Here is a 22,148-nt window from a genome sequence, read left to right as displayed (position 1 = left end):
TGCACGTAATTTATGCGGGTAGTCTTTGCCAATTGGCTGGTAATAAATCACTTAGGTCTAGGCTTGTATCAGAAATCCAGCGATTTGGGGCGATCACCAAGCCGTCGATATTTTTTCTTAACCATGCGCCCCACCAGCTAAAAGAACTATTCGCAATAATAAAGTGCTGGCAATAAGTCATTAGATCTATTTCTTGAGCGTCTGCATCCGCCGCATCACTTCGGTCTATATATGTAATTTTAAAATCACGAGGGAAATTTTCTTTACACCATGGCAGGTCATCAGAAAATAAGAAGAACTGAGTATTGGGTTCACGCTCCAGAATTAAGCGCATGCCTGCAAGGTAGTAATGCAAAGATAGGGCACCGTGAAATTGCGCTGCAGCAGGTAAATGGATGTAATCACCACGCCGTACATGGACCATTGCCGCAGGGCTAGATTGCATTAATGAGCGATAGTATTGGTAGTGCTGATTAAGCCCAGCACGAGGCTGAAATTCAGCCTGTAACTGTGTGCGAATAGCCTCGATGTAGTTAAAGGCTTGCCAATAACCCGTAAAAAAGTGTTTTTGCGTGTTAGCTGAGTTAAGCGTAAAAACGGCAGGGTCGAAAAAAAACCCCTTTTTTTCACGATGAACGACTGGACCATTCAGTAAAAAAGATTGTAATAATTTTTTAAGCCGGGTTGATTTTATGAAGCTAAAAGCTTCCTTTTGCGGAGGGATGAATTGCGTATTACTAATTTTCAAGCACATTAAATCCATCTGCCTTGCGGTATCTGCAGCTGGTAGGCGTGCATACCAAGAATCGTCAAGTAGTAAATTGGTTTGATAATGTTGGGCTAGCGCTGTGCCAAAGGCATATTGAAACATTTGGTTGCCAAGGCCGCCAACAAGATGGATAGTTATGGTCATATCTCTATAATTAAAGCACTAAGTAAGGTGATACAACAGTTTTATGCTTTATTAGCAAGGTAATTTTAGATTAATTTAAATAGAGCAACTCTTCATGCTAATTGGAAGTATTGTCGGGTGGGAGGTAGGTCAGGACGATCTATTTAACCCACAAAGCCCGCGCAATCGGGACGATTGCCTTGAGCCTTTCCGTGTATTAAAGGCGCAAGCATTAGCTTGTGGCATTGAATTACATACGCTGGATGTAATTCATAGTCAGGGTAAAGAGCCTGACTTCAATCTCTATATCGAGTCAATCCCCCTGATTACGCAAGGTCAAGGTAAAAATTATTTAATCCGTTTTGAGACTGAATTAACTGTACAAGCCAATGCAGACGCTGTGTATTTGCAGCAGTTTGATGGTATTTTTACTTGGGATAAAAATTTACTCGAAGCTAATCCACGGTCGCTAATCGGCTTAGGGCTTGCTAAAGCAAAATTACATGCAATGACGATACCAAATCCACTGCCTGCTGAATTTAGTCCACATCAAGTAGTTAATTTAGGCTTTAGTGCACGCCCTCAGTTTTGTATTTTAATTGCCAGTAATCGGCATGCTAATTGCAGGGATGAGCGGGAATTGTATTCAGAGCGAGTAAAAGCTATTCGCTGGTTTGAGACTAATGCACCAAGCGATTTTGTTTTGTATGGACACGGGTGGAAAGTACCCCAAAAGCGCTTTGGTATGCTAGGAAAGATGCGCTATCGTCTGGCTAAGGTGCCGCCCTTTCTCATGGGCAAAGCCGTTTTTCCAAGCTATGGTGGTCCGGTAATCAGTAAATTTACCGCCTTAAGTCAAGCTCGCTTTAGCATTTGCTTTGAAAATGCGCGTGATATCCGTGGCTACCTTACCGAAAAAATATTCGACTGTTTATTTGCGGGATGTGTACCGATTTATTGGGGTGACCCTGAGGTAGAAAAAGTCATTCCAAAAAATTGCTTTATTGATTTTCGTCAATTTCAAGCCTACGGAGCACTTTATAGTTTTCTAAAGGATTTATCTGCAGAAGATTATCAGGCATACCAAATAGCGGGTCAGCAATTTTTAGCATCTCCCCAATTTCAAGGGTTTAGTTCAGCAGCATTTGCTCAAAAGATTATTGCTTCCATTCAACATGATTTTGCATTAACTTGAGTTTGGCGATGTCAAAGCGAAAGCCGATAGATCAAGCAGAAATATTAATTGCTGGCCCAGCGCGGAATATTGCCGCCCATATTAACCAAGAGCTCGATGCTTTGTATGAGGCCATGCGCGACTTCAAGTGTATTCATGGCTTAGTAGTAGAAAGCGATTCGGATGACGGCACCATCCAACAATTAGCGACATTAAAATTACGCTTACCAAATTTTGATTACATTAGCTTTGGTAGATTAATCAAGCAGATACCTATGCGTACGGCCCGTTTGGCATATGCGCGTAATCGCATCGTGACAGAGGTGCAAAATAATCCCCGCTATGCCGGTGTAGATTTTATTGCGATGGCCGATTTAGATGGCATTAATCGGCATATTTCCGCGCAATCGATTGCGCAATGCTGGGAGGTAGCCGAAGAGTGGGATGTAATTACGGCCAATCAGTTGCATACTTATTATGATGTCTGGACCTTGCGCCACCCAGATTGGAGTCCAGTCGATTGTATGGTGCAGATGCATAAACTAGAGCCCATCCTAGGCGAGTCAGCGGCCCAAAATTTAGCAGTACAGGCTAAGCAGGTTCACTTAAACGCTAATCAAGGCATGATCGAAGTTGACTCTGCATTTGGTGGGCTGGGCATTTATCGCCGCGCGGCTTTTCTGGCTGGTCGATATAGTGGCGTTAATGTGGCAGAGCAAGAGGAGTCTGATCATATTGCTTTTCATGCTGATTTACGCAAACAAGGCTATCGAATTTATATTAATAGCGCCCTGATCAATAGCGCTAGTCACCTTGATCCGCCACCACCTCCCCTTGCTAAAAAACACACATTTTGGACTATCGGCGTCATGCGATGGCTGGGCAGGTTACTATTTGGGCATAAACGGTTTAATAAGTATCTTGATCTTCTTAAATAAACTGAAATAAGATTTGGGCGTGTCATTATGATTGTAGTTACTGGTGGAGCAGGTTTTATTGGCAGTAATTTTGTCTTGGATTGGCTTGCCAACCCCAAGGCTGAAGGTATTATTAATTTAGACAAACTGACTTATGCAGGTAATTTAAGTACCTTAGCCCCGCTCGAAAAAGACCCCCGTCATATTTTTATTCAAGGCGATATTGGCGATAGCACTTTAGTGGCTAATCTTCTCCAAGAGCATCGCCCTCGTGCCATTATTAATTTTGCTGCCGAGAGCCATGTCGATCGGTCAATTCATGGGCCGGCTGATTTTATTCAAACGAATATTTTGGGCAGTTTTAATTTATTAGAATGTAGTCGTACGTATTGGAATTCATTACCGACTGAAGCGCAGCAGCAATTTCGCTTTTTACATGTGTCTACTGATGAGGTATATGGCTCATTAGGAGCAAGCGCTGCGGCGTTTAAAGAAACTACGGCCTATGAACCCAATAGCCCCTACTCAGCTTCCAAGGCTGCCTCTGATCATTTGGTACGTGCCTGGTTTCATACCTATGGTTTACCTGTGCTCACCACCAATTGTTCAAATAATTATGGTCCTTATCATTTTCCCGAGAAGCTGATTCCGCTAGTAATTTTGAATGCCTTAAACGGTCAGCCGCTACCAATTTATGGTGACGGCATGCAAGTGCGCGATTGGCTTTATGTGGGTGATCATTGCGCGGCAATTCGACGTGTACTTGAAAAAGGGACTCTGGGGGAAACCTATAACGTGGGTGGCTGGAATGAAAAAACGAATTTAGAGGTCGTCAACACGATTTGCTCGATTCTAGATGAGCTTAGACCCCGCTCAAGTGGCGGATCTTATGCTGAGCAAATTCGTTTTGTAACCGATCGGCCAGGGCATGATCGGCGCTATGCAATTGATGCGAGCAAGCTAGAGCGAGAACTTGGTTGGAAGCCAGCGGAAACTTTTGCTACAGGTATTCGGAAAACCGTAGAGTGGTATCTAGCTAATCCGGAATGGGTGGCTGGAGTGCAAAGCGGCTCTTACCGCGATTGGATTAATCAGCATTATGTCGCTTAGTCATTCATTTAGTAAGATTCTGGTTTTTGGAAAGAATGGGCAGTTAGGGCGCGCGTTTCAAAATGCCCTAAGTAATCATGTACAGCAAGATATTATTTTTATTGGGCGGGGCGTTGGCAGCAATGAGGAGCCCAACGCTTGTGATTTAGAAAACCCCTTAGCACTTGGGCAGCTTTTAAAAAAACAGCAGCCCAAGCTCATTATTAACGCTGCGGCCTATACCGCAGTCGATCGGGCTGAAACCGACAAAGAACGCGCGTTTGCGATTAACGCTACTGCAGTGCAAATCATGGCCGAGTACGCCGCTAAAACGAATGCAACTTTATTATACTACTCAAGCGATTATGTTTTTGACGGTAAAAAAGAAGCCGCCTATCTAGAGACTGATTTACCAGCACCACTGAGCATTTATGGGGCAAGTAAAGCTGCTGGAGAAGCAGCAATCATTGCATTAGAACCCCACTATGCGATTTTTAGAACCAGTTGGGTCTATGGCGATGGCGCTAATTTTATTCGCACCATTTTACGTTTGGCGAAAGAACGTGAGCAACTAGCCATTGTGAGTGATCAATTTGGGGTGCCAACTAGCGCAGCTTGGTTAGCGCAAATAAGTTTAGACTTTATCGCTCAGCCATTTGCATCAGGTATTTATCATGCTGTACCTGATGGTGAAACGACCTGGTATCAATTGGCTTGTTTGGTGGTGCAAACTGCGCTAGACGCTGGCGCCACCTTAAAATTGCAAGTAGCAAATATCCGTCCCATTCCCACCAAAGATTACCCAACTCCAGCCCCGCGACCAAACAACTCTAAAATGGCTAATACGAAGCTAAAAGGGGTCTTTGCCGATCGATTAGCCGCGAGTGCCAATGGCGTTCCTGACTTTCCTCATTGGCAGCCAGCCGTGATTGATTATGTTCAGCAGTTAGTAAAGCAGGGTAAACAAGAGATGATGAAGTCAAATGAATAAGCGCAAGGGAATTATTTTAGCGGGGGGCTCGGGTACGCGTTTATACCCAGTAACCCAAGCTGTTTCAAAACAGCTGATGCCAATTTATGACAAGCCCATGGTGTATTACCCTTTAAGCACCTTAATGCTTGCGGGTATTCAGGAAGTTTTATTGATTTCTACTCCGCACGATACTCCTCGCTTTCAAGAGTTACTGGGCGACGGCTCGCAATGGGGATTGCAAATTCAATATAAGGTGCAACCTTCGCCCGATGGCTTAGCCCAAGCATTTATTCTCGGGAAATCATTTATTGGCCAAGACCCTAGCGCATTAGTTTTGGGTGACAATATTTTTTATGGCCATGAATTAGTCAATCAATTACACCGTGCCGATCGGCAAACTACGGGAGCCACAGTCTTTGCCTATCATGTGCAAGATCCAGAACGGTATGGAGTAGTTGAATTTGATACGCAGTTCAAAGCTATTTCAATTGCCGAAAAGCCACTCAAGCCGCGTAGTAATTATGCGGTTACAGGCCTGTATTTTTATGACTCGCAAGTCTGTGAGATTGCCGCAGGAATTAAACCGAGCGCGCGTGGTGAATTAGAAATTACCGATGTGAATCGACATTATTTGCAGGCAGGTCAACTCAATGTTGAAATCATGGGCCGGGGTTTTGCGTGGCTAGATACAGGCACACACGATTCCTTATTAGATGCTGCAGGTTTTATTGCCACCTTACAAAAACGCCAAGGTTTAATGGTGGCTTGCCCGGAAGAAATTGCCTATCGGCAAGGTTGGATTACAGCCGCAGGCGTTGAAAAAATCGCTAGCCAAATGATGAAAAGTGGCTACGGTCAATATCTGCAACGCATCTTGCAAGAAAAAGACTGAGGATGAGTAGCGCATGAGTAATTTATTGGTAACACCAACCCGTATTCCTGATGTCTTAGTTTTGGAACCCAAAGTCTTTGGCGATGAGCGGGGCTGGTTTTATGAGTCGTTCAATGCAGCCCAGTTTCTTGCAGCAACGGATATTCAGGCCGAGTTTGTCCAAGATAATCAATCTTTCTCGAAAAAGAACACGCTACGCGGCTTGCATTACCAAGTAGAAAAAACCCAAGGTAAATTGGTACGCGTTACTGCCGGCGCAGTCTTTGATGTCGCAGTTGATTTACGCCAGTCATCAGCCCACTTTGGGAAATGGGTCGGGGCAGAGTTAAGCGCGCAAAATCATCGGCAAATGTGGATTCCAGCAGGGTTTGCCCATGGTTTTTTTGTGCTCTCGGATGCTGCTGAGTTTCTGTATAAGACGACTGATTATTATTACCCCCAAGGTGAGCGTTGTTTAGCTTGGAATGATCCCACGGTAGGGGTTGTATGGCCCATTCCAGAGGGAATAGAGCCGACTATGAATGCCAAAGACTTAACTGGCTTTGCGTGGAATCAAGCGCCAAAATTCTAGTCTTTTAAAAAAGCAAGATAATTAGCGGTATGAGTTCAGCACACATCCGCATTTTGATCGTGAAGTTATCTTCTTTAGGAGATGTCTTACATAACCTACCCCTCGTTTGGGATTTGCGAGAACACCTTCCAGAGGCACAAATTGATTGGGTAGTTGAAGAGGCCTATCTTGATTTACTAGAGCCCTTGCGCTCGCGTAATGGCTTGCGAGGTATTGATCGCATTATCCCCATTGCGTTAAGGCGCTGGAAAAACAATATCTTCAGCTTAAAAACCTGGCAGGAATTTTTTGCTTTTCGTAAACACTTACAAGCGCAGACCTATGACGTAGTAATTGAAACCCAAGGACTTTTAAAGTCGGCTTTAGTTTGTGCCATGACTAAAAAAACCTCGACTACTGTCGTAGCAGGCCTCGCTAATGCCACCGAATACTCGGGTTATGAGCCAATTGCTCGGCGTTTTTATACGCAAGCCGTGCAAGTGCCTCGCCAATGTCATGCAGTTGATCGTTCGCGTTGGGTTATGAGTGCTGCTTTTGATTGGCCATTACTGAATCGCCAGCAACAACCCCCCTATTTTTATCCCCAAGCATGGGTCGAGGGTTTAATCTCCGCCACTCAAAATAGCATTAGCCAAAATTACGTGGTATTTTTTCATGCGACTGCTCGAGAGGCTAAACGCTGGCCCAATAAAAACTGGATTACTTTAGGTCAAGGGCTAGCCGAACAAGGCTTGCAGATCATTTTGCCGTGGGGCAGTGCAGCAGAAAAATTAACCAGTGAACTCATTGCCAAAGAAATTGATGGCGCTGTAGTACCAACCGCGTTTTCGATCAAAGAAGCTTTTGCTGTCGTCGCTGGCGCCCAATTAACCATTGGGGTGGACACGGGCTTAACGCATTTGGCGGCGGTCTTAGGCAGACCGACGATCGAAATATATTGTGATTCACCGAAATGGAAAACGGAGGGCTACTGGTCAGAAGCGATTTGCAATTTGGGTGATCTGAAAAACCCACCAGCGGTGAAAACAGTGTTCGCGGTTGCTGAACGTTTATTGAAAGCAAGCCAAAGCGCTTTATCTAAGCAAGCCATTGATGCTAGTTAAGTCCGAATCCGTTAAGGTACCCGCATACGATTTTAATTTCAGCGCATTCATGATGGTGTTGTAACGAGCCTGATTTAAAGACAGCCGAGTGTTAATCAGGGCGTCAAATGCCAACAGCACATCAATACTAATTAAGGTGCCAACCTCAAAACCCAGTTGGCTTGATTCAGCCGCAGAAGTAGTTGAGCGTTCAGCCGCCTCGTAGGCCTTGACACTCGCTAGACCGCCATAAAATCCAGTAAAAGCTTGGCGCGTATTTTGTGCTGCCGTACGCCGTAAATTGTCATAGTCCGACTTGGCTTTATCTACAAGCGCGGCATTTTGACGAATCAGCGAAGAGTTGTAGCCACCCGAGAAAATCGGAATATTTAAATTTAGTGCTACCGTATTGTTGTAGATATTTTGTGACGCGGCAATATTACTAAAGGTCACACCATTATTACTGTTGTATGCAGCAGAACCAACAAAATTGAGGGTGGGGTAATTGGTTGCTAAAGCAGCGCGATAATTACTTGAGGCAATATCCACATTGAGTAAGGCACCCAAGACCCCAAAATTGGCGTTCTCAGCTTGATGAATCCAATCGTTCAAAGTTTGCCCGGGAGGTAATTGCGGGTTAATATTTTCGGATGGGGCTGGTAATGCCTCTGTCACTTTGGCGCGTGGATCCCTGACCACCCCGTCAATTTTGGCTTCCTTAGCTAGTGGCTTTAGCGCTGGTACGGGCCGCCCTACTAGCTGCTCTAAGATACCCCGCTTCACTACTAAATCGGCTTGCGCAGTAATTTCTTGAGAGATTGCTAAGTCATAGCCTGCTTGAGCAATATTGACATCCACAATTGTTGCTAGGCCAGCCTCAAAGCGTGCTTTGGCAGCATTGAGCTGCTGTTTAATCAAGCCAATTTTCGATTTAAATAACTCCACATTATCTTGGCTATAGAGCACATCAAAATAAGCTTGCGACACGCGTAACACTAAATCTTGTTGGGCTTGGTAAAAACCCATATCAGCAACTTTGGTATTTAAGTCGCCCTGTCTAAATACTTCAAAAGCACTAGCATTGAATAAAGGCTGGGTCAAAGTGACCGCATAATTTCGTTGTCCGTAAACGCGACTATTACCTGTGAAGGTTTGCAGCGCTGAATTATTGGCAGCATGTTGGTAGTAGCGGGTTAATCCGGGAGAGGCAACAATTTGCGGCATGAGTACGGAGAGCCCCTGCCAAAATAATTCTTGTTTTGACTCATATAAAAAGCGAGCGCTATTTAAAACGGGATCGCTAAAAGCAGCCTCTTGGTAGAGCCCCATTAAATCAATTGCTTGTCCAGGGGCAATATTAAATGGGTTGGAACTTAATAAATTAGACGCGCTGGGTTGAGTTGGCACCCCCAAGTTTTGCCTCACCACCATATCGGGAGGAATTTGCAAGCCCGTTAAGTCAGCCGCCGTTAGTGGCTTAGGAATTCCTGAGCGGGGTTTTGTAATGGCTTCGGGTTGACCTTGAATGGTGACATTTGGAGAAGCTGGCTGCACTCCGGTTTGTGCAAGGGCTGCAGTAATTACAAACGAGCTCACTAGACCTACCATGACCGTAGAGTAAATACACCTTAGCGGTAATCTCAGACGCAAATTCAAGGGGCAGGCAAACCAACTCATGTCAATCCAAGGCTTCTCAATATGACCTGAAGTTTAAGGCCAAATGCCAAAATGGGCCTTGCATCGCCATTTCTACAGGAATTTACGGGATAAGGCTTTAATATGCGGGCTATGGATCTCATTTTCTTAATTAAAGCAGTCATTTTGGGGGTAGTTGAAGGGCTCACAGAATTTTTGCCCATTTCCAGCACTGGGCACCTTATTCTAGTAGGCGATTTACTCCATTTTAATGATGGCCATGGCAAGGCTTTTGAAATCATCATTCAATTTGGCGCCATTTTGGCAGTTTGCTGGGAGTATCGGCAGAAATTATGGCAAGTGGTCATTTCTTTAGGTAGTCGTGCAAGCTCAAGACGGTTTATCCTCAATTTAGTCATTGCCACAATTCCTGCGGCAGTCCTTGGAATTCTTTTTGGAAAATATATCAAAAATTATTTATTTGCACCAATCCCCGTTGCACTGGCTTTTATTGCTGGCGCACTGATCATATTTTGGGCTGAAAAACGTCAAGCTCAAGCAGGCCCTCAACTGGGCTCCCAATCACGGTTGGGGCGCTCCATTCATTCGGTCGATGACCTCTCCCCTTTTGACGCTTTAAAGGTGGGCTTAGCGCAATGTGCGGCTTTAATACCGGGCACCTCACGTTCGGGCGCGACCATCATTGGCGGCATGCTGATGGGTTTGCCACGTACCGTTGCCACCGAGTTTTCTTTTTTCTTGGCCATACCAGTAATTGGAGGTGCGACCATCTATGAATTACTGAAGCTCTCTAAAGCACCCACTGCGCAACTATTAGTGAGTCCCGCCGACTTTACCTTGGCGTTAATTTTTGGCTTTGTGGCTGCCTTTATTGCCGCCTTTATATGTGTGCGTTGGTTAATTCACTATGTTGCTAGCCATACATTTATACCCTTTGCTTGGTACCGGATTATTTTTGGTGCCTTCATTTTAATTACCAGCTATACCGGCTTCATTGCCTGGACCCATTAGAGAGATTAGAAAGAGCGCAATGGACTTGTCAATTACCAACGTTACCGCCAATATTCAACTGGCTTTGGCGCCCGTTTTCTTGCTAACTGCAATTGCAACTTTATTGTCAGCCATTACAGCTCGCTTAGCACGTAATGTTGATCGAATGCGCTTTGTCCAAAATGAACTTTACGGAGGTTCTACTATTTCGGTAGATTTACGCACGCATTATTTGGGTGAGCTTAAAGAATTTAAGATGCGCGGTCGCTTATGTACCGCGGGCATTTTTTTTGATGTGTTAAGTGGTTTTTTTATTTCTTGCACAATTTTAGAGCTCTTTTTTGTGCAAGCGGGCGCTGCACAAGTTGTGCGTTCGGGCTTTGCCGTGGGCACATTCGTGCTGGGCATTGTGGCTTTTATGACGGCAATGGTTATGATTCTCATAGAGGTCATCGTGGCTTATCGCTCAGCGAGCTGGGATGTGCCACAAGATGGGGCTGAGCTCTAGGGGCTAAAATACCTTAACTCATTTTTTATTAGCAAATCACCTTTAGGTTCCACTCATTTAGGCTAATCATGGCAAGTAATGCAAGCAGTCAGCTGGGTAATAAAAAAATTCTCATCACTGGCGGTGCCGGTTTTTTAGGCTCACATCTGACCGAACGTTTATTAGAACGTGGCGAAGAAGTTCTAGTCGTGGATAATTTTTTTACAGGTAGTAAACAAAACTTAGCGCATTTATTGGGTAACCCCCACTTAGAAGTCATGCGCCACGACGTGACCTTTCCGCTATATGTAGAAGTAAACCAAATTTATAATTTAGCTTGTCCAGCCTCGCCAGTGCACTATCAACACGATCCTGTGCAGACGACTAAAACCAGTGTGCATGGCGCAATCAATATGCTCGGCTTAGCCAAGCGTACGCGCGCGCGTATTTTACAAGCGTCTACTAGCGAGGTCTATGGCGATCCAGAGGTACATCCTCAACCTGAATCCTATTGGGGTAAGGTTAATCCGATTGGGATTCGTAGTTGCTATGACGAAGGCAAGCGTTGCGCTGAAACTTTATTTTTTGATTACTATCGTCAACATGCATTAGAAATTAAGGTCGTGCGCATCTTTAACACGTATGGCCCCAGAATGCACCCCAACGATGGGCGCGTTGTTAGTAATTTTATTGTGCAGGCCTTACAGGGTAAAGACATTACTATTTATGGCGATGGTCAACAGACCCGCAGTTTTTGTTATGTCGATGATTTAATTGCCGCAATGATGTCGATGATGGATGCGCCAGCAGACTTTATCGGGCCAGTCAATATTGGCAATCCAGGTGAGTTCACCATGTTGGCTTTGGCCGAGGCGATCTTGAAATTATCGGGTAGTAAGTCGAAATTAGTCTTTGAGCCCTTACCCGCAGATGATCCCAAGCAACGGCAACCCGATATTGCCTTAGCGAAAGCCAAGTTGGGTTGGCAGCCGAAGGTGGCATTAGAAGATGGCCTAAAAGAAACCATTGCTTACTTTAGGCAATTGCTGGCTACTTAGTCTCTTCGCTTGAACACGCCTCGCAGTCACACCGGCCGTATTCGATCTTTTGTTTTACGCACTGGGCGAACTACTTCAGCGCAGCAGCGCGCTCTAGAGACACTGTCATCTGCACTGTTAATCCCTTTTCAGCCCATGCAGCTCGATTGGGCTCAGGCTTTTGGGTTAAGTTCGATTTCCTCAGATAAAAATGCGCCACGCATTGTAGAAATTGGTTTTGGCATGGGAGAAACCACCGCTAGTATTGCCGCAGCTCGACCCAAAGACCAATTTTTAGCACTTGATGTTCATTCGCCGGGCGTGGGTGCATTACTAAAACGGATCGATGAAATGGGCCTCACAAATGTGCGCGTCATGCGCCATGATGCAGTCGAGGTCTTAGAGCAAATGATTGCACCAAATACATTGGATGGAGTGCATATTTTTTTCCCCGACCCATGGCATAAAAAACGCCACCACAAGCGCCGTTTAATTCAAGCGCCTTTTATGAAGCTGCTGGCAGAGCGTTTAAAAGTCGGCGGCTATCTTCATTTGGCTACCGATTGGCAAGAATATGCCGAACAAATGTTAACAATAGGTAACGCTGAACATAGGCTGAGTAATACATCGCCAAATAAAACGTATGTACCTAGACCTACTTATCGTCCTGTTACCAAGTTTGAAAACCGTGGCCTTAATCTAGGCCACGGGGTCTGGGATTTGGTCTATCAAAAGCTAAGGTAGAAACGAGCCGCTTAGAGACCCACGCAAACATATTTCATTTCAAGGTATTCATCCATACCCCAAATGCTGCCTTCACGACCTAAGCCCGATTGTTTAACGCCACCAAATGGTGCTACTTCGTTCGACATAATGCCGGTGTTCACACCGACCATGCCATATTCCAAAGCCTCCGCGACTTTCCAGACACGACCAATATCACGACTATAAAAATAGGAAGCTAAACCATACTGACTGTTATTGGCCAACTTCACTACAGCTTCATCATTATCAAAAGGAATAATCGGCGCTACTGGCCCAAAGGTTTCTTCATACGTAATCAGCATATCGCTCGTCACGTTCGACAAAATGGTGGGCTCATAAAAATTGAGACCACTGGTATTGGCTTTACCACCTGTAACTAATGTGGCACCTTTACTAATAGCATCGGCCACATGTTTTTCAACTTTAGCAAAAGCAGCATCATCAATCAACGGACCCTGACTCACGCCTTCAGTCATTCCATTGCCGACTTTAATCGCTTGCGTGGCTTTAGCAAATTTTTCTACAAAGATAGCTTGCACTTTTTGATGTACATAAAACCGATTAGCACAGACACAGGTTTGCCCCGAGTTGCGATATTTAGAAGCAATTGCGCCAGCAACAGCAGCATCAATATCGGCATCTTCAAACACGATGAAAGGCGCATGCCCACCTAATTCTAGGGCAACCTTTTTCACGGATGGCGCACATTGCGCCATCAAGATTCGGCCTACTTCAGTAGAGCCAGTAAAAGAAAGGTGCCGAATGGTGGGCGAGGCACAAACAACTTTACCAATAGCAATCGATTGATCTGCATCAGAAGGAATGATGTTGACCACTCCCGCAGGCATACCAGCGCGCTGCGCTAATTCTGCTAAAGCCAAAGCACATAAAGGGGTTTGCTCGGCTGGTTTGATAACCATGGTGCAGCCTGCCGCAATCGCTGGCGCAATTTTGCGCGTAATCATTGCAATCGGAAAATTCCACGGGGTGATAGCAACACAGACACCAATCGCTTGCTTTAATACCAGCATGCGTTTATCGCCCCAAGTGCTCTCAAGGATCGCGCCCGTTACTCGCTTTGATTCTTCCGCAAACCACTCTACAAATGAGGCGCCATAAGCGACTTCGCCGCGCGATTCTACGAGGGGCTTGCCTTGCTCAAGAGTCATCAAAATAGCCAAATCTTCGGTATTGGCAATAATCAGATCGAACCATTTACGCATTACTATGGCTCGGTCTTTGGCGGTCTTCGAGCGCCAACCGATAAGCGCTTGCTCGGCTGCAGTAATCGCCAACTCAGCGTCTGCGCCATTGAGGTTTGCTACATTGGCAATGATGTCGCCTGTTGCTGGGTTATTAACAGAAAAAGTAGTACCTGCTTTAGCCTTAATCCACTTGCCGTTAATAAAGGCATCTTCGCGGAATAAGCTAGGGTCTTTTAAGTGTGAGCGAATATCAATTTGCTGAAGTGAAGCATTCATAGTGACAGAGATCCAGTTAGGGTTTGCGAGAATACGTGTGCCCCATTTTAGGGGAGTTTGCACATGATAGTGAGTAACAAGCCAATCAAATAAGTCATGATTGATTGGTAATTATTATTAATTTGTAAATTTGTATAAAAACTATAGGTAGGTGTTGATACCCGTTTCAAGAACTAAATATAGGGTTTTCAGACCGATTTTTCGAGTAAAAAGGACAAAAATAAGCCTAAATTCAGTCTTTTTCATATAACAAAAAAGGTGGCCACTAACTTTTATAAACCATTGATATATATAGTTTTTATTTTGGAATGAGGGGGTCTGATTAGCCTTAGGGCAAGCTATACCTACAAAAAGTTATGTATATTGATTTCTATATGCTTGACATGATATATAAGAGTTCCTAAGATGCATCATGTCCATTATTTGCTGCATTGCAATATGCAAGCTAGCCCTGACCTATGAGAGTAGTAAAAAAAATTAGCCCAGCCAACTATTTGAGTCCTCTTTTACAGAGTACCAAAGCATCGCTGCAGCGGGTAGCTAGCTCTTTACTCGGCTTGGGTGTCTTCATGGCAATTAGTTTATGGCTGGCTGGGCCAGGTACCAATGCGGGCCCCTTTGATTTTGCACGTCTTTTAGTGCCTGGTATAGCGCGTGATCTGTTGTATAGCCCTCAAGGTCTCGACGGGTCACAAGCTTGGTTTACCAGCTACAAAGACCAAGTTGGTCAGCGTGACGATACTCAGGCAGAGGCCCATTTATCGCCCGCAAGCTATCCTGCGGCCACAGAGACTCCATCAATAGCTGGTCTAGCAGCAGCTATTCCCAGTCATTTAGTGGATATCGAAGCGGTTGATCGTCATTCGCTGAAGTCGGAACAAGAGCGCAAAGTCGTTTCACAATATTTAGTCGATAAGTACCGCATTACTCCAAGCGAGAGCCTCAGTTATATAAACGAGGCCCTGCAAGTAGCCAAAGAAGTGAATTTAGACCCCACTTTATTGCTCGCAGTGATGGCAATTGAATCTAGTTTTGATCCAAACGCTCAAAGTAAAGCGGGTGCACAAGGCCTGATGCAGGTGTTAACGAATCTTCATCAAGAAAAATTTGAGCCCTTTGGCGGTAAAGCAGCCGCCTTTCTTCCAGAAGCCAACATTCGTGTAGGCGCGTTAATCTTAAAAGCATGTATTGCTAAAGCTGGTTCACTCGAAGCGGGTTTACGTAGTTACTTGGGTAGTCCCAATGCTGCAAGTGGCGAATCGAGTTATACCGGACGAGTGCTGAGTGAGCGTGAGCAGTTACGCAACGCCGCACGCGGCAAACGCTACGCCAGTATTTAATTCAAACATACCCAGTATTGGTTTTTAGACGGCTTGAGTTTCAGCACTGCGCAATGATTTTGCTAACAAGTCGAGCACACCGTTCACATACTTATGTCCATCGGTACCACCAAAAATCTTGGCGAGCTCAACTGCCTCATTAATCGCAACTTTATACGGTACGCTTGGGTCATCCGCTAACTCATAAGTACCAATTAAAAGTGCGGCATGCTCAACTGGTGAGAGTTCATTAATCGGGCGATCGAGGGCGGGGGTAATGAGGCTTTCTAAGGCATCTACCCGCAGCAAAACGCCACGAAAAATCCCCTCAAATAAATCTAGGTTACAGCGTGTAAACGCGGGATCTTCAGCTAATTGCAAGGCAATGACTTGCACATCGGGCAGACTTCCAGCACGCCGCATTACCAGCGATTGGTAAATACCCTGTAGGGCATACTCACGAGCCCGTCGTCTGGGCGTAAGTGAGCGCTTAATTACTTTCTGCTGCACAGCCATTATTTAGATTCTTCGAGGTGATGCATTTCAATATCTAAATCGGGCGTCAGGGCTAAGGCTAAATTGGCCATTTCGACTACTGCACGTGCACAGTCGGCCCCTTTGCTGGCCGAGCGTTGGGTGGCCTGATCATCGTTATCACAGGTGAGTACGCCGTTTGCAATTGGCAAACCAGATTCTAAGCAAACCCGACTAATACCTGCAGCTGATTCATTCGCGACTAATTCAAAGTGATAGGTTTCGCCGCGAATAACTGCGCCCAAAGCAACAAGGCCATCAAAGGTGTCTGTTTCAGCTAAACGTTGTAAAGCAAACGGAATTTCTAAGGCACCAGGCACAGTGACCAAATGAATATCTTGTTGATCAACCCCTAATTGCAATAGCTCACGAATACAAAATTCGGCGAGGGCTGCGCCATGTTCTTGATTAAAGCGCGCTTGCACGATGGCTATGCGCATCCCTTCGCCGTTCAGATCGGCCTCTAAAACCTGCACACCGGGAGCATGATTTGACATAGTTTTACCGATCCTGTAATTTATTCTACAAAGGGCGTATGCCCAGTAATTTCAAGCTTGTAGCCCGACAAACTTGGAGTAGGGCCGGGATTGCCTAATAAGCGCATTTTGCCAACTTGCAAGTCTTTTAAAATTTGCGCGCCAATACCATAGCTACGAAAGTCGGGTTTACGCTGCAGGACTTTATTGGGTTGGGTATTCGTCAATTGAACAAAACGCGCCAGCCAACTCGCATCATTTGGCGCAGAAACACCCGCCACATTTAACAGTACTGCTACACCAACTGGGGCAGCCGCTAATTTTTCTAAGGCTTTAGCTAGGGGCCATGAATGGGTAGAAGCAACTGTATCCAGAAAGTCAAGCACGGTGGCTGGTTCATGAACGCGCACCAAGGTTTCTTGATCTTCAGTGGGAGTGCCCTTGACGAGTGCCAGGTGAATGGCTGAACTCGGCCGATCGCGATACACCACGCCATGAAAATTTCCCCACGGTGTATTAAATTCACGACTTCCTTCGCGCACCACAATACTTTCATTTTGACTACGATACTGAATCAGGTCAGCAATGCTGCCAATTTTTAGACCATGCTCATTCGCAAAGACCATTAAATCTGGCAGCCGCGCCATACTGCCATCATCTTTCATAATTTCGCAAATCACAGCGCTTGGCGAACCGCCAGCCAATAAGGCTAAATCACAACCCGCTTCGGTATGTCCTGAACGAATAAGGACGCCGCCGGGTTGTGCCATGAGCGGAAAAATATGACCAGGCTGGACTAAGTCATCCGGTTTGGCATGCGGGGCTACCGCTACTTGAATCGTACGGGCCCGATCAGCTGCGGAAATACCGGTAGTTACACCAGAGGCGGCCTCAATCGAGATCGTGAAGTTAGTGCCAAGTGCCGTGCCATTGTCACGCACCATCAAGGGTAAATTGAGTTGCTGACAGCGCTCGCGCGTTAGGGTTAGACAAATCAAGCCACGCCCATGCTTGGCCATAAAGTTAATGGCTTCTGCACAAACATGGTCGGCAGCTAAAACTAAATCGCCTTCGTTTTCACGATCTTCTTCGTCCACCAAAATAATCATCTTGCCTGCCCGCAGATCGGCAATGATTTCTTGAATTGGGGCTATCGACTTCAGTTCTTTATCAGACATAGACAGCCATTTTAAGCTGAGGGACATTTTCGCGGCGCTTTACCCTGCCAATTCCAGCTTTTCCTACAGCGAAATGGCTTGCAACGGATAGTGCAGACCGCCTTAAGCGAGCACGATAGGGGACATGAAAACCCGCTCTAATCATGGATTTATTCTCTTGGAAGCCTTAATTGCCATGACCATCGTCGTGAGCAGTGGTCTTGGGTTGGTTGATATTTACCAGCGTTTACAGGGGCAGCACCTTCATTTGCAGGACAATAAAACCAAGCAATGGGCACAGGCTAGCGCATATGAAATGCAAATAAAGGCTAGTGCTAAATACCCAACCACCCCAATCAAGTCCTCAAGCAGTCAGCCAACAAGTCAGGCTAGCAGGGGGAGAAAAAACCCATGAATTTACTCGAATGTATCGTGGGCTTGGGCATTGGCATGATGGTCTTAGCGCCCATGCTCAAAATAACGAGTACGGTTTTAATCAAACAAAGTCAGCTAGAACGGGCCACACTCGAGCTAGCCGATCAAGACCGCATGTTTACTTTAATGGGCCGAGCCATCCGTATGGCCGGTTACCGCGACCCGCTTGCAGAACCCATTAAAAAATCTTCAGCTACAACCCTAAACCCCCTCACGATTCGTAAAGCGGTTGGGTTCAATACATCCGATGAATTGATCATCCATCATGGCTTGCAGCGCCACGCTTCTAAAAAAGCGGGCGCTGAAGTCGATTACGATTGCAGTGGCAATCCCTTAACTGGCGAACGCACTCAACAAGGCCTCGTTCGTTTAGGATTTTCATTAGATCGTCAAACTCAGAATAGCTCCTCTGCTAGCGGTCGTCATTCCCGATTTGCCGGTTCTTTGATGTGCGAGTCATTCGATCGCCAAGGGCGCGCTCAAAAAACTACCTTAATGACTGGGATAGAACAAATTCGCTTTCATGAAATTGCCCCACAGAAAATTCAGGTTGAGCTTATCTTGAATAAAAAAACGCTGGCACGTACTTTTGCGCGCCGCAATGCACCTTGATCATTGCAGCAATTTTAAGTCTTGTGTTGGTCTTAAGTTGGTCGATCGGCACGCTTGAGCGCTTATTAGCAATGGAGCTAAAGATAACGCAAACTGCCAGCTTACAACAGGCCGAGTTTATGGCGACAGAAGCTAGTCTGCAGGCCTGTGAGCAAGGGTTGTTCAGTGCAGAGGTAGGCATTACCGCAATTAATGCTGGCGAATCAATTGAAATTGAAGTGAGCCCCGGACGAGTTTGCGAGGCTTTAGTGCGGCAGCATATTACTGAGAAAAAGTCCTTGCAACCCAAAATCATCAGCACATGGGTTGAAGTAACTACCCTACCTTTCGAGGGTGTGCCAGCCGCCAAGTCAAACGTCAGCTTACAAACTACGGTGTTGTTAAAGCATGCTACAGCAGAAATTGAGCGCCACAATTGGCGCGAAATCTTTATTAATTAACTCATTAGGCGTAAACCAATGCAGAGTTTATTTACTCAACAGCAGGGTGCTAGTTTGCTCGAGATGATGGCAGTGGTGTTCATTGTGGCTATTGCCGCAACAATGGCTGTACCGCGGCTACAGGAACAGTTGTATCAACGCGAGCTCGATACCCTCGCAATGCGATTTATTCAGCATGCTCACTTTGCACGACAGCAAGCGCTTCATTCGGGAAGTGCAGTGCGCATTCGGCCACGCAATGAAGCGGATTGGAATGGCGGATGGCAAGTAGAGTCCGTATGTAAAGTCCAGGGTTGTAAAACACAAGTGTGGTTACAACAAGCTAGCCTTGATCCGGTAGTGATTCATTCACTCACGAATAAGACAGGGCAGCAATTTGCCGATCCACAAACGGGGCGTAAGCAAATCGTTTTTAATGCGGCGGGAGCGGCGCGAACCCAATCAGGGGGTTTTGTGGCTAACCGCTTAGTCATGACGCACCGCAAAGCCCCGACATTAGAAAAGCACCTAATTTTGGCTAGCGGCGGACGCTGGCGCCTTTGTAACCCCAAGCAAGACGCTCGCGGCTGTCACTAATTAGCTCCTTATTCACTGGCGAGGATGGCTTCAGTGGGGTGATACCAAAAAGAGGGAAAATAGCACCATGTTATTTACCGCAGAAGATACCCAATTCATGCACCTTGCTATAGAGCAGGCGCAGCAGGCGCTGTATTTGTCTAACCCTAACCCAAGGGTGGGCTGCGTCATTGTTAAGGAAGGTCAGTGTATTGGCGTCGGTCATACCCAGGCGGTTGGGGGGCCACATGCAGAAATCGAGGCTTTAAAAGATGCACGTACCCAAGGCCATAATCCACAGGGGGCTACTGTCTACGTGACGCTTGAGCCTTGCAGCCATACGGGTAGAACAGCGCCCTGTGTCGAGGCTTTAATCGCTGCTAAGGTTGCCAAAGTCAGTATTGCTATGAGCGACCCTAATCCATTAGTTTCAGGTCAAGGAATTCAACAATTAAGGGCGGCTGGCATCGTTGTACAAATGGGCTTGCTTGAGGCAGAAGCACGAGCATTAAACCCGGGTTTTATTAGGCGTATGTGCCAAGGCCTGCCTTGGGTCCGCATGAAAATGGCCGCTAGTCTAGATGGCAAAACTGCTTTGCCTTCAGGGGAGAGTCAGTGGATCACAGGTCCCTTAGCTAGGGCAGATGGGCACCATTGGCGCGCCCAAGCATGCGCTATCTTGACTGGTGTAGGCACAGTAATCGAGGATGACCCGCGCCTCAATGTACGTGACGTGAACACGACTCGTCAACCCATAAAAATAATTATCGATTCCCATTTGGCCATACCGCTAAATGCACAAATCTTCACTACCGAGGCGAGCGGCGTCATGATCGTTTATGCCGCAGCCAACTCTCATGAACAACAGCAAAAAGCGGCTGAACTTACAGCGCGCGGTGTGGAGTTAATTGCCATACCCAACACAGGTGGAAAAGTTGATCTCACTAAATTATTTTCTATACTCGCGACTAAATATGCCATGAATGAGATTCATGTTGAGGCTGGCTTTAAGCTCAATGGCTCATTACTGCGCGAGGATTGTGTGAATGAGCTTCTGCTCTATTTAGCCCCACGCTTTTTAGGTGAGGGCCTAGGCATGGCGCAAGTCGATCCACCTACCCATTTATCTCAAGACCTAATGGGTAACGATTGGCGCATCATCGACCAAACCCTTTTTTATCCTGATTTACGTCTACGCCTGATGAAAATGAATTAATCTTACTTATGTTTACAGGAATTATTTCTGCTATTGGTCAAATTCAAACCATTACCCCGCAAGGCGATGGTTTGCAACTCGGCATTGCAACCCCACCAAATTATGTAGATGACGTCATCGTTGGCGATAGTATTGCCATTCAAGGTGCTTGCATGACGGTCACGCAAGTTAACCAAGCAGGTTTTATAGTCGATATTTCGCGTGAGTCATTGAATAAAACAGTTGGCTTAGCAACAGTTGGTTCGGTTAATTTAGAAAAAGCCTTGCGCTTAAGCGACCGCTTAGGTGGTCACCTCGTAAGCGGCCATGTTGATGGCTTTGGGCGAGTGATTCACTTTGCTGAAGCAGGAAGCAAAGATACCTCTTGGTTATTACGTATTGCCGCGCCTGCCGAGCTGGCACAATTTTTAGCTTACAAAGGGTCTATCGTGGTCAACGGTGTTTCACTCACTGTTAATAGCGTCAGTGAAGCAACAAGCGCAGACTTAATAGAAGTTAAGCAAGCAGTATGCATATTTGAGATCAATATTATTCCGCATACTTTGCAAAATACCACTTTAGCAGCGCTAAAAGTTGGTGATCAAGTCAATCTTGAAGTCGATTTAATTGCGCGCTATGTGGCGCGTATTCTGAGTCAGAAGTCGCCAAGCACTTAAATGGAATAGCGCGTTGGGTCAACAACCCCAGCTTGAGCGAAACCGATTTTCCGTAAACGGCATGACTCGCAAACTCCGCAGGCTTCACCATCACTATTAGCTTGATAACACGAGACGGTTTTAGCGTAATCAATACCCAACGATAAACCAAGGCTAATGATCTCCGCTTTACTTAAATGAATAATGGGCGCATGCACTCGAAAACGGGTTGCTGCAGTGTGCGACTCAACCCCCGCCTTGGTGGCTAAATTAGCCATGAGTTCAAACGATTGAACATACTCTGGACGGCAATCGGGGTAGCCCGAGTAGTCAACTGAATTAGCCCCATAAAAAATATCCAGACCGCCTAAGGCTTCTGCCCAACCGAGCGCCAAGGAAAGCAAAATGGTATTGCGGGCTGGCACATAGGTAATGGGAATTTCATTCGCAGGACCTGGGGTAGTGGGAACCGCTAAGTTGTGATCAGTTAACGCCGAGCCGCCAAAGCGCGTGAGGTTAATGTCGATGACCTCATGGCGTTCCACCCCCATTTCAACTGCAATGCGTTTAGCCGCATGAATTTCAGAGGAATGTTTTTGTCCATACGTAACGGATAAAGCATACGGTGCATAACCTAATTCTTTAGCTAAGGCTAGCAAGGTGGTGGAGTCGAGGCCACCAGAAAATAAGATGACCGCTGGCGCAAGCTTGCTTCGAGGCGGTAAATAGGATGCAGGAAATCTCATGACAGCAACTTAAAAAA

Annotated in this window: 25 protein-coding genes; 18 read left to right on the top strand and 7 right to left on the bottom strand. The window is 46.0% G+C overall.

Features of this window, described 5'->3' with window-relative positions; genetic code table 11:
- Positions 1-10 precede the first annotated feature (10 nt).
- Entirely contained in the window at positions 11-913 is a 903-nt protein-coding gene (locus LZT22_RS00300; protein ID WP_233923070.1) for an alpha-1,2-fucosyltransferase, read from the bottom strand.
- A gap of 94 nt (positions 914-1,007) precedes the next feature.
- Here LZT22_RS00300 and LZT22_RS00295 point away from each other — a divergent pair, with 94 nt between their 5' ends.
- The 7 genes from LZT22_RS00295 to waaC are packed head-to-tail and all read left to right on the top strand — an operon-like array spanning position 1,008 to position 7,611.
- Complete coding sequence (locus LZT22_RS00295) at positions 1,008-2,087, top strand: glycosyltransferase family 10 domain-containing protein (RefSeq protein WP_233923069.1); 1,080 nt, start codon at positions 1,008-1,010, stop codon at positions 2,085-2,087.
- Positions 2,088-2,095: 8 nt separating this feature from the next.
- On the top strand, positions 2,096-3,004 hold the full coding sequence (locus tag LZT22_RS00290) for a hypothetical protein (protein ID WP_233923068.1): 909 nt from the start codon (positions 2,096-2,098) through the stop codon (positions 3,002-3,004).
- Positions 3,005-3,031: 27 nt separating this feature from the next.
- Positions 3,032-4,093, top strand: a complete 1,062-nt coding sequence (gene rfbB, locus LZT22_RS00285) for a dTDP-glucose 4,6-dehydratase (RefSeq protein ID WP_233923067.1) — start codon at positions 3,032-3,034, stop codon at positions 4,091-4,093.
- A complete protein-coding gene (rfbD, locus tag LZT22_RS00280; protein ID WP_233923066.1) occupies positions 4,083-5,063 on the top strand; it encodes a dTDP-4-dehydrorhamnose reductase in 981 nt (326 codons plus the stop codon). Before rfbB ends, rfbD begins: the two co-directional genes overlap by 11 nt.
- A complete protein-coding gene (gene rfbA, locus LZT22_RS00275) occupies positions 5,056-5,937 on the top strand; it encodes a glucose-1-phosphate thymidylyltransferase RfbA (RefSeq protein WP_233923065.1) in 882 nt (293 codons plus the stop codon). Before rfbD ends, rfbA begins: the two co-directional genes overlap by 8 nt.
- A gap of 13 nt (positions 5,938-5,950) precedes the next feature.
- Positions 5,951-6,508: a dTDP-4-dehydrorhamnose 3,5-epimerase gene (gene rfbC / locus LZT22_RS00270; protein ID WP_233923064.1), complete on the top strand. Its 558-nt coding sequence runs from the start codon at positions 5,951-5,953 to the stop codon at positions 6,506-6,508.
- A gap of 29 nt (positions 6,509-6,537) precedes the next feature.
- On the top strand, positions 6,538-7,611 hold the full coding sequence (waaC, locus tag LZT22_RS00265) for a lipopolysaccharide heptosyltransferase I (RefSeq protein ID WP_233923063.1): 1,074 nt from the start codon (positions 6,538-6,540) through the stop codon (positions 7,609-7,611).
- Here the strand turns inward: waaC and LZT22_RS00260 are convergent.
- The gene (locus tag LZT22_RS00260; RefSeq protein ID WP_233923062.1) at positions 7,582-9,186 is read right to left on the bottom strand and encodes a TolC family protein; all 1,605 of its coding nucleotides are present in this window, start codon (positions 9,184-9,186) and stop codon (positions 7,582-7,584) included. The two genes, waaC and LZT22_RS00260, sit on opposite strands and share 30 nt — an antisense overlap.
- Before the next feature lie 192 nt (positions 9,187-9,378).
- On the opposite strand from LZT22_RS00260, the gene LZT22_RS00255 reads away from it, so the two are divergent.
- The 4 genes from LZT22_RS00255 (at position 9,379) to trmB (ending at position 12,504) form a co-directional block, all read left to right on the top strand.
- The gene (locus LZT22_RS00255) at positions 9,379-10,257 is read left to right on the top strand and encodes an undecaprenyl-diphosphate phosphatase (RefSeq protein WP_233923372.1); all 879 of its coding nucleotides are present in this window, start codon (positions 9,379-9,381) and stop codon (positions 10,255-10,257) included.
- Between the two features lie 19 nt (positions 10,258-10,276).
- Entirely contained in the window at positions 10,277-10,744 is a 468-nt protein-coding gene (locus LZT22_RS00250) for a DUF2721 domain-containing protein (RefSeq protein WP_233923061.1), read from the top strand.
- A gap of 68 nt (positions 10,745-10,812) precedes the next feature.
- Entirely contained in the window at positions 10,813-11,781 is a 969-nt protein-coding gene (locus LZT22_RS00245; protein WP_233923060.1) for a UDP-glucuronic acid decarboxylase family protein, read from the top strand.
- Positions 11,782-11,790: 9 nt separating this feature from the next.
- Positions 11,791-12,504 (top strand): tRNA (guanosine(46)-N7)-methyltransferase TrmB, encoded by a 714-nt coding sequence (trmB, locus tag LZT22_RS00240; RefSeq protein WP_233923059.1) that lies wholly within the window; start codon positions 11,791-11,793, stop codon positions 12,502-12,504.
- A gap of 11 nt (positions 12,505-12,515) precedes the next feature.
- Here the strand turns inward: trmB and LZT22_RS00235 are convergent, their stop codons facing one another.
- Positions 12,516-14,006, bottom strand: a complete 1,491-nt coding sequence (locus tag LZT22_RS00235) for an NAD-dependent succinate-semialdehyde dehydrogenase (protein WP_233923058.1) — start codon at positions 14,004-14,006, stop codon at positions 12,516-12,518.
- 569 nt (positions 14,007-14,575) lie between these two features.
- On the opposite strand from LZT22_RS00235, the gene LZT22_RS00230 reads away from it, so the two are divergent.
- Complete coding sequence (locus tag LZT22_RS00230) at positions 14,576-15,346, top strand: lytic transglycosylase domain-containing protein (RefSeq protein WP_233923057.1); 771 nt, start codon at positions 14,576-14,578, stop codon at positions 15,344-15,346.
- Between the two features lie 24 nt (positions 15,347-15,370).
- Here LZT22_RS00230 and nusB read toward each other — a convergent pair whose 3' ends face one another.
- From nusB to ribBA, 3 genes are read right to left on the bottom strand one after another with little or no spacing between them, the layout of a single operon-like run.
- Complete coding sequence (gene nusB / locus LZT22_RS00225; RefSeq protein WP_233923056.1) at positions 15,371-15,841, bottom strand: transcription antitermination factor NusB; 471 nt, start codon at positions 15,839-15,841, stop codon at positions 15,371-15,373.
- On the bottom strand, positions 15,841-16,356 hold the full coding sequence (gene ribH, locus LZT22_RS00220; protein WP_233923055.1) for a 6,7-dimethyl-8-ribityllumazine synthase: 516 nt from the start codon (positions 16,354-16,356) through the stop codon (positions 15,841-15,843). The genes nusB and ribH overlap by 1 nt, the downstream gene beginning before the upstream one ends.
- A gap of 20 nt (positions 16,357-16,376) precedes the next feature.
- Positions 16,377-17,513: a bifunctional 3,4-dihydroxy-2-butanone-4-phosphate synthase/GTP cyclohydrolase II gene (gene ribBA, locus LZT22_RS00215; RefSeq protein ID WP_233923054.1), complete on the bottom strand. Its 1,137-nt coding sequence runs from the start codon at positions 17,511-17,513 to the stop codon at positions 16,377-16,379.
- 124 nt (positions 17,514-17,637) lie between these two features.
- Between ribBA and LZT22_RS00210 the strand changes: the two genes are divergently transcribed.
- The 6 genes from LZT22_RS00210 to LZT22_RS00185 all read left to right on the top strand — a co-directional run bounded on the left by LZT22_RS00210 (position 17,638) and on the right by LZT22_RS00185 (position 21,406).
- Positions 17,638-17,907 carry a hypothetical protein gene (locus LZT22_RS00210; protein WP_233923053.1) on the top strand — a complete coding sequence of 90 codons (270 nt, stop codon included), beginning with the start codon at positions 17,638-17,640 and terminating at the stop codon, positions 17,905-17,907.
- Positions 17,904-18,539, top strand: a complete 636-nt coding sequence (locus LZT22_RS00205; protein ID WP_233923052.1) for a hypothetical protein — start codon at positions 17,904-17,906, stop codon at positions 18,537-18,539. Before LZT22_RS00210 ends, LZT22_RS00205 begins: the two co-directional genes overlap by 4 nt.
- Positions 18,536-18,979: a hypothetical protein gene (locus LZT22_RS00200; RefSeq protein WP_233923051.1), complete on the top strand. Its 444-nt coding sequence runs from the start codon at positions 18,536-18,538 to the stop codon at positions 18,977-18,979. Before LZT22_RS00205 ends, LZT22_RS00200 begins: the two co-directional genes overlap by 4 nt.
- 18 nt (positions 18,980-18,997) lie before the next feature.
- Positions 18,998-19,555, top strand: a complete 558-nt coding sequence (locus LZT22_RS00195) for a GspH/FimT family pseudopilin (protein WP_233923050.1) — start codon at positions 18,998-19,000, stop codon at positions 19,553-19,555.
- 67 nt (positions 19,556-19,622) lie between these two features.
- Positions 19,623-20,750 carry a bifunctional diaminohydroxyphosphoribosylaminopyrimidine deaminase/5-amino-6-(5-phosphoribosylamino)uracil reductase RibD gene (gene ribD / locus LZT22_RS00190; RefSeq protein WP_233923049.1) on the top strand — a complete coding sequence of 376 codons (1,128 nt, stop codon included), beginning with the start codon at positions 19,623-19,625 and terminating at the stop codon, positions 20,748-20,750.
- An 8-nt stretch (positions 20,751-20,758) separates the two neighbouring features.
- Entirely contained in the window at positions 20,759-21,406 is a 648-nt protein-coding gene (locus LZT22_RS00185; protein ID WP_233923048.1) for a riboflavin synthase, read from the top strand.
- Here the strand turns inward: LZT22_RS00185 and queC are convergent.
- A complete protein-coding gene (gene queC, locus LZT22_RS00180) occupies positions 21,403-22,131 on the bottom strand; it encodes a 7-cyano-7-deazaguanine synthase QueC (protein ID WP_233923047.1) in 729 nt (242 codons plus the stop codon). The genes LZT22_RS00185 and queC overlap by 4 nt on opposite strands.
- Positions 22,132-22,148: the final 17 nt, after the last annotated feature.

The sequence above is a fragment of the Polynucleobacter sp. IMCC 29146 genome (assembly GCF_021395195.1).
GTDB lineage: Bacteria > Pseudomonadota > Gammaproteobacteria > Burkholderiales > Burkholderiaceae > Polynucleobacter.
This window is presented reverse-complemented; position numbering and strand designations above follow the sequence as displayed.

Excerpts from the sequence above, each read along its gene's own strand:
- LZT22_RS00300 (WP_233923070.1), bottom strand. The coding sequence starts at position 913 with ATGACCATAACTATCCATCTTGTTGGCGGCCTTGGCAACCAAATGTTT.
- LZT22_RS00295 (WP_233923069.1), top strand. The coding sequence starts at position 1,008 with ATGCTAATTGGAAGTATTGTCGGGTGGGAGGTAGGTCAGGACGATCTA.
- LZT22_RS00290 (WP_233923068.1), top strand. The coding sequence starts at position 2,096 with ATGTCAAAGCGAAAGCCGATAGATCAAGCAGAAATATTAATTGCTGGC.
- rfbB (WP_233923067.1), top strand. The coding sequence starts at position 3,032 with ATGATTGTAGTTACTGGTGGAGCAGGTTTTATTGGCAGTAATTTTGTC.
- rfbD (WP_233923066.1), top strand. The coding sequence starts at position 4,083 with ATGTCGCTTAGTCATTCATTTAGTAAGATTCTGGTTTTTGGAAAGAAT.
- rfbA (WP_233923065.1), top strand. The coding sequence starts at position 5,056 with ATGAATAAGCGCAAGGGAATTATTTTAGCGGGGGGCTCGGGTACGCGT.
- rfbC (WP_233923064.1), top strand. The coding sequence starts at position 5,951 with ATGAGTAATTTATTGGTAACACCAACCCGTATTCCTGATGTCTTAGTT.
- waaC (WP_233923063.1), top strand. The coding sequence starts at position 6,538 with ATGAGTTCAGCACACATCCGCATTTTGATCGTGAAGTTATCTTCTTTA.
- LZT22_RS00255 (WP_233923372.1), top strand. The coding sequence starts at position 9,379 with ATGGATCTCATTTTCTTAATTAAAGCAGTCATTTTGGGGGTAGTTGAA.
- LZT22_RS00250 (WP_233923061.1), top strand. The coding sequence starts at position 10,277 with ATGGACTTGTCAATTACCAACGTTACCGCCAATATTCAACTGGCTTTG.
- LZT22_RS00245 (WP_233923060.1), top strand. The coding sequence starts at position 10,813 with ATGGCAAGTAATGCAAGCAGTCAGCTGGGTAATAAAAAAATTCTCATC.
- LZT22_RS00235 (WP_233923058.1), bottom strand. The coding sequence starts at position 14,006 with ATGAATGCTTCACTTCAGCAAATTGATATTCGCTCACACTTAAAAGAC.
- LZT22_RS00230 (WP_233923057.1), top strand. The coding sequence starts at position 14,576 with ATGGCAATTAGTTTATGGCTGGCTGGGCCAGGTACCAATGCGGGCCCC.
- nusB (WP_233923056.1), bottom strand. The coding sequence starts at position 15,841 with ATGGCTGTGCAGCAGAAAGTAATTAAGCGCTCACTTACGCCCAGACGA.
- ribH (WP_233923055.1), bottom strand. The coding sequence starts at position 16,356 with ATGTCAAATCATGCTCCCGGTGTGCAGGTTTTAGAGGCCGATCTGAAC.
- ribBA (WP_233923054.1), bottom strand. The coding sequence starts at position 17,513 with ATGTCTGATAAAGAACTGAAGTCGATAGCCCCAATTCAAGAAATCATT.
- LZT22_RS00210 (WP_233923053.1), top strand. The coding sequence starts at position 17,638 with ATGAAAACCCGCTCTAATCATGGATTTATTCTCTTGGAAGCCTTAATT.
- LZT22_RS00205 (WP_233923052.1), top strand. The coding sequence starts at position 17,904 with ATGAATTTACTCGAATGTATCGTGGGCTTGGGCATTGGCATGATGGTC.
- LZT22_RS00195 (WP_233923050.1), top strand. The coding sequence starts at position 18,998 with ATGCAGAGTTTATTTACTCAACAGCAGGGTGCTAGTTTGCTCGAGATG.
- ribD (WP_233923049.1), top strand. The coding sequence starts at position 19,623 with ATGTTATTTACCGCAGAAGATACCCAATTCATGCACCTTGCTATAGAG.
- LZT22_RS00185 (WP_233923048.1), top strand. The coding sequence starts at position 20,759 with ATGTTTACAGGAATTATTTCTGCTATTGGTCAAATTCAAACCATTACC.
- queC (WP_233923047.1), bottom strand. The coding sequence starts at position 22,131 with ATGAGATTTCCTGCATCCTATTTACCGCCTCGAAGCAAGCTTGCGCCA.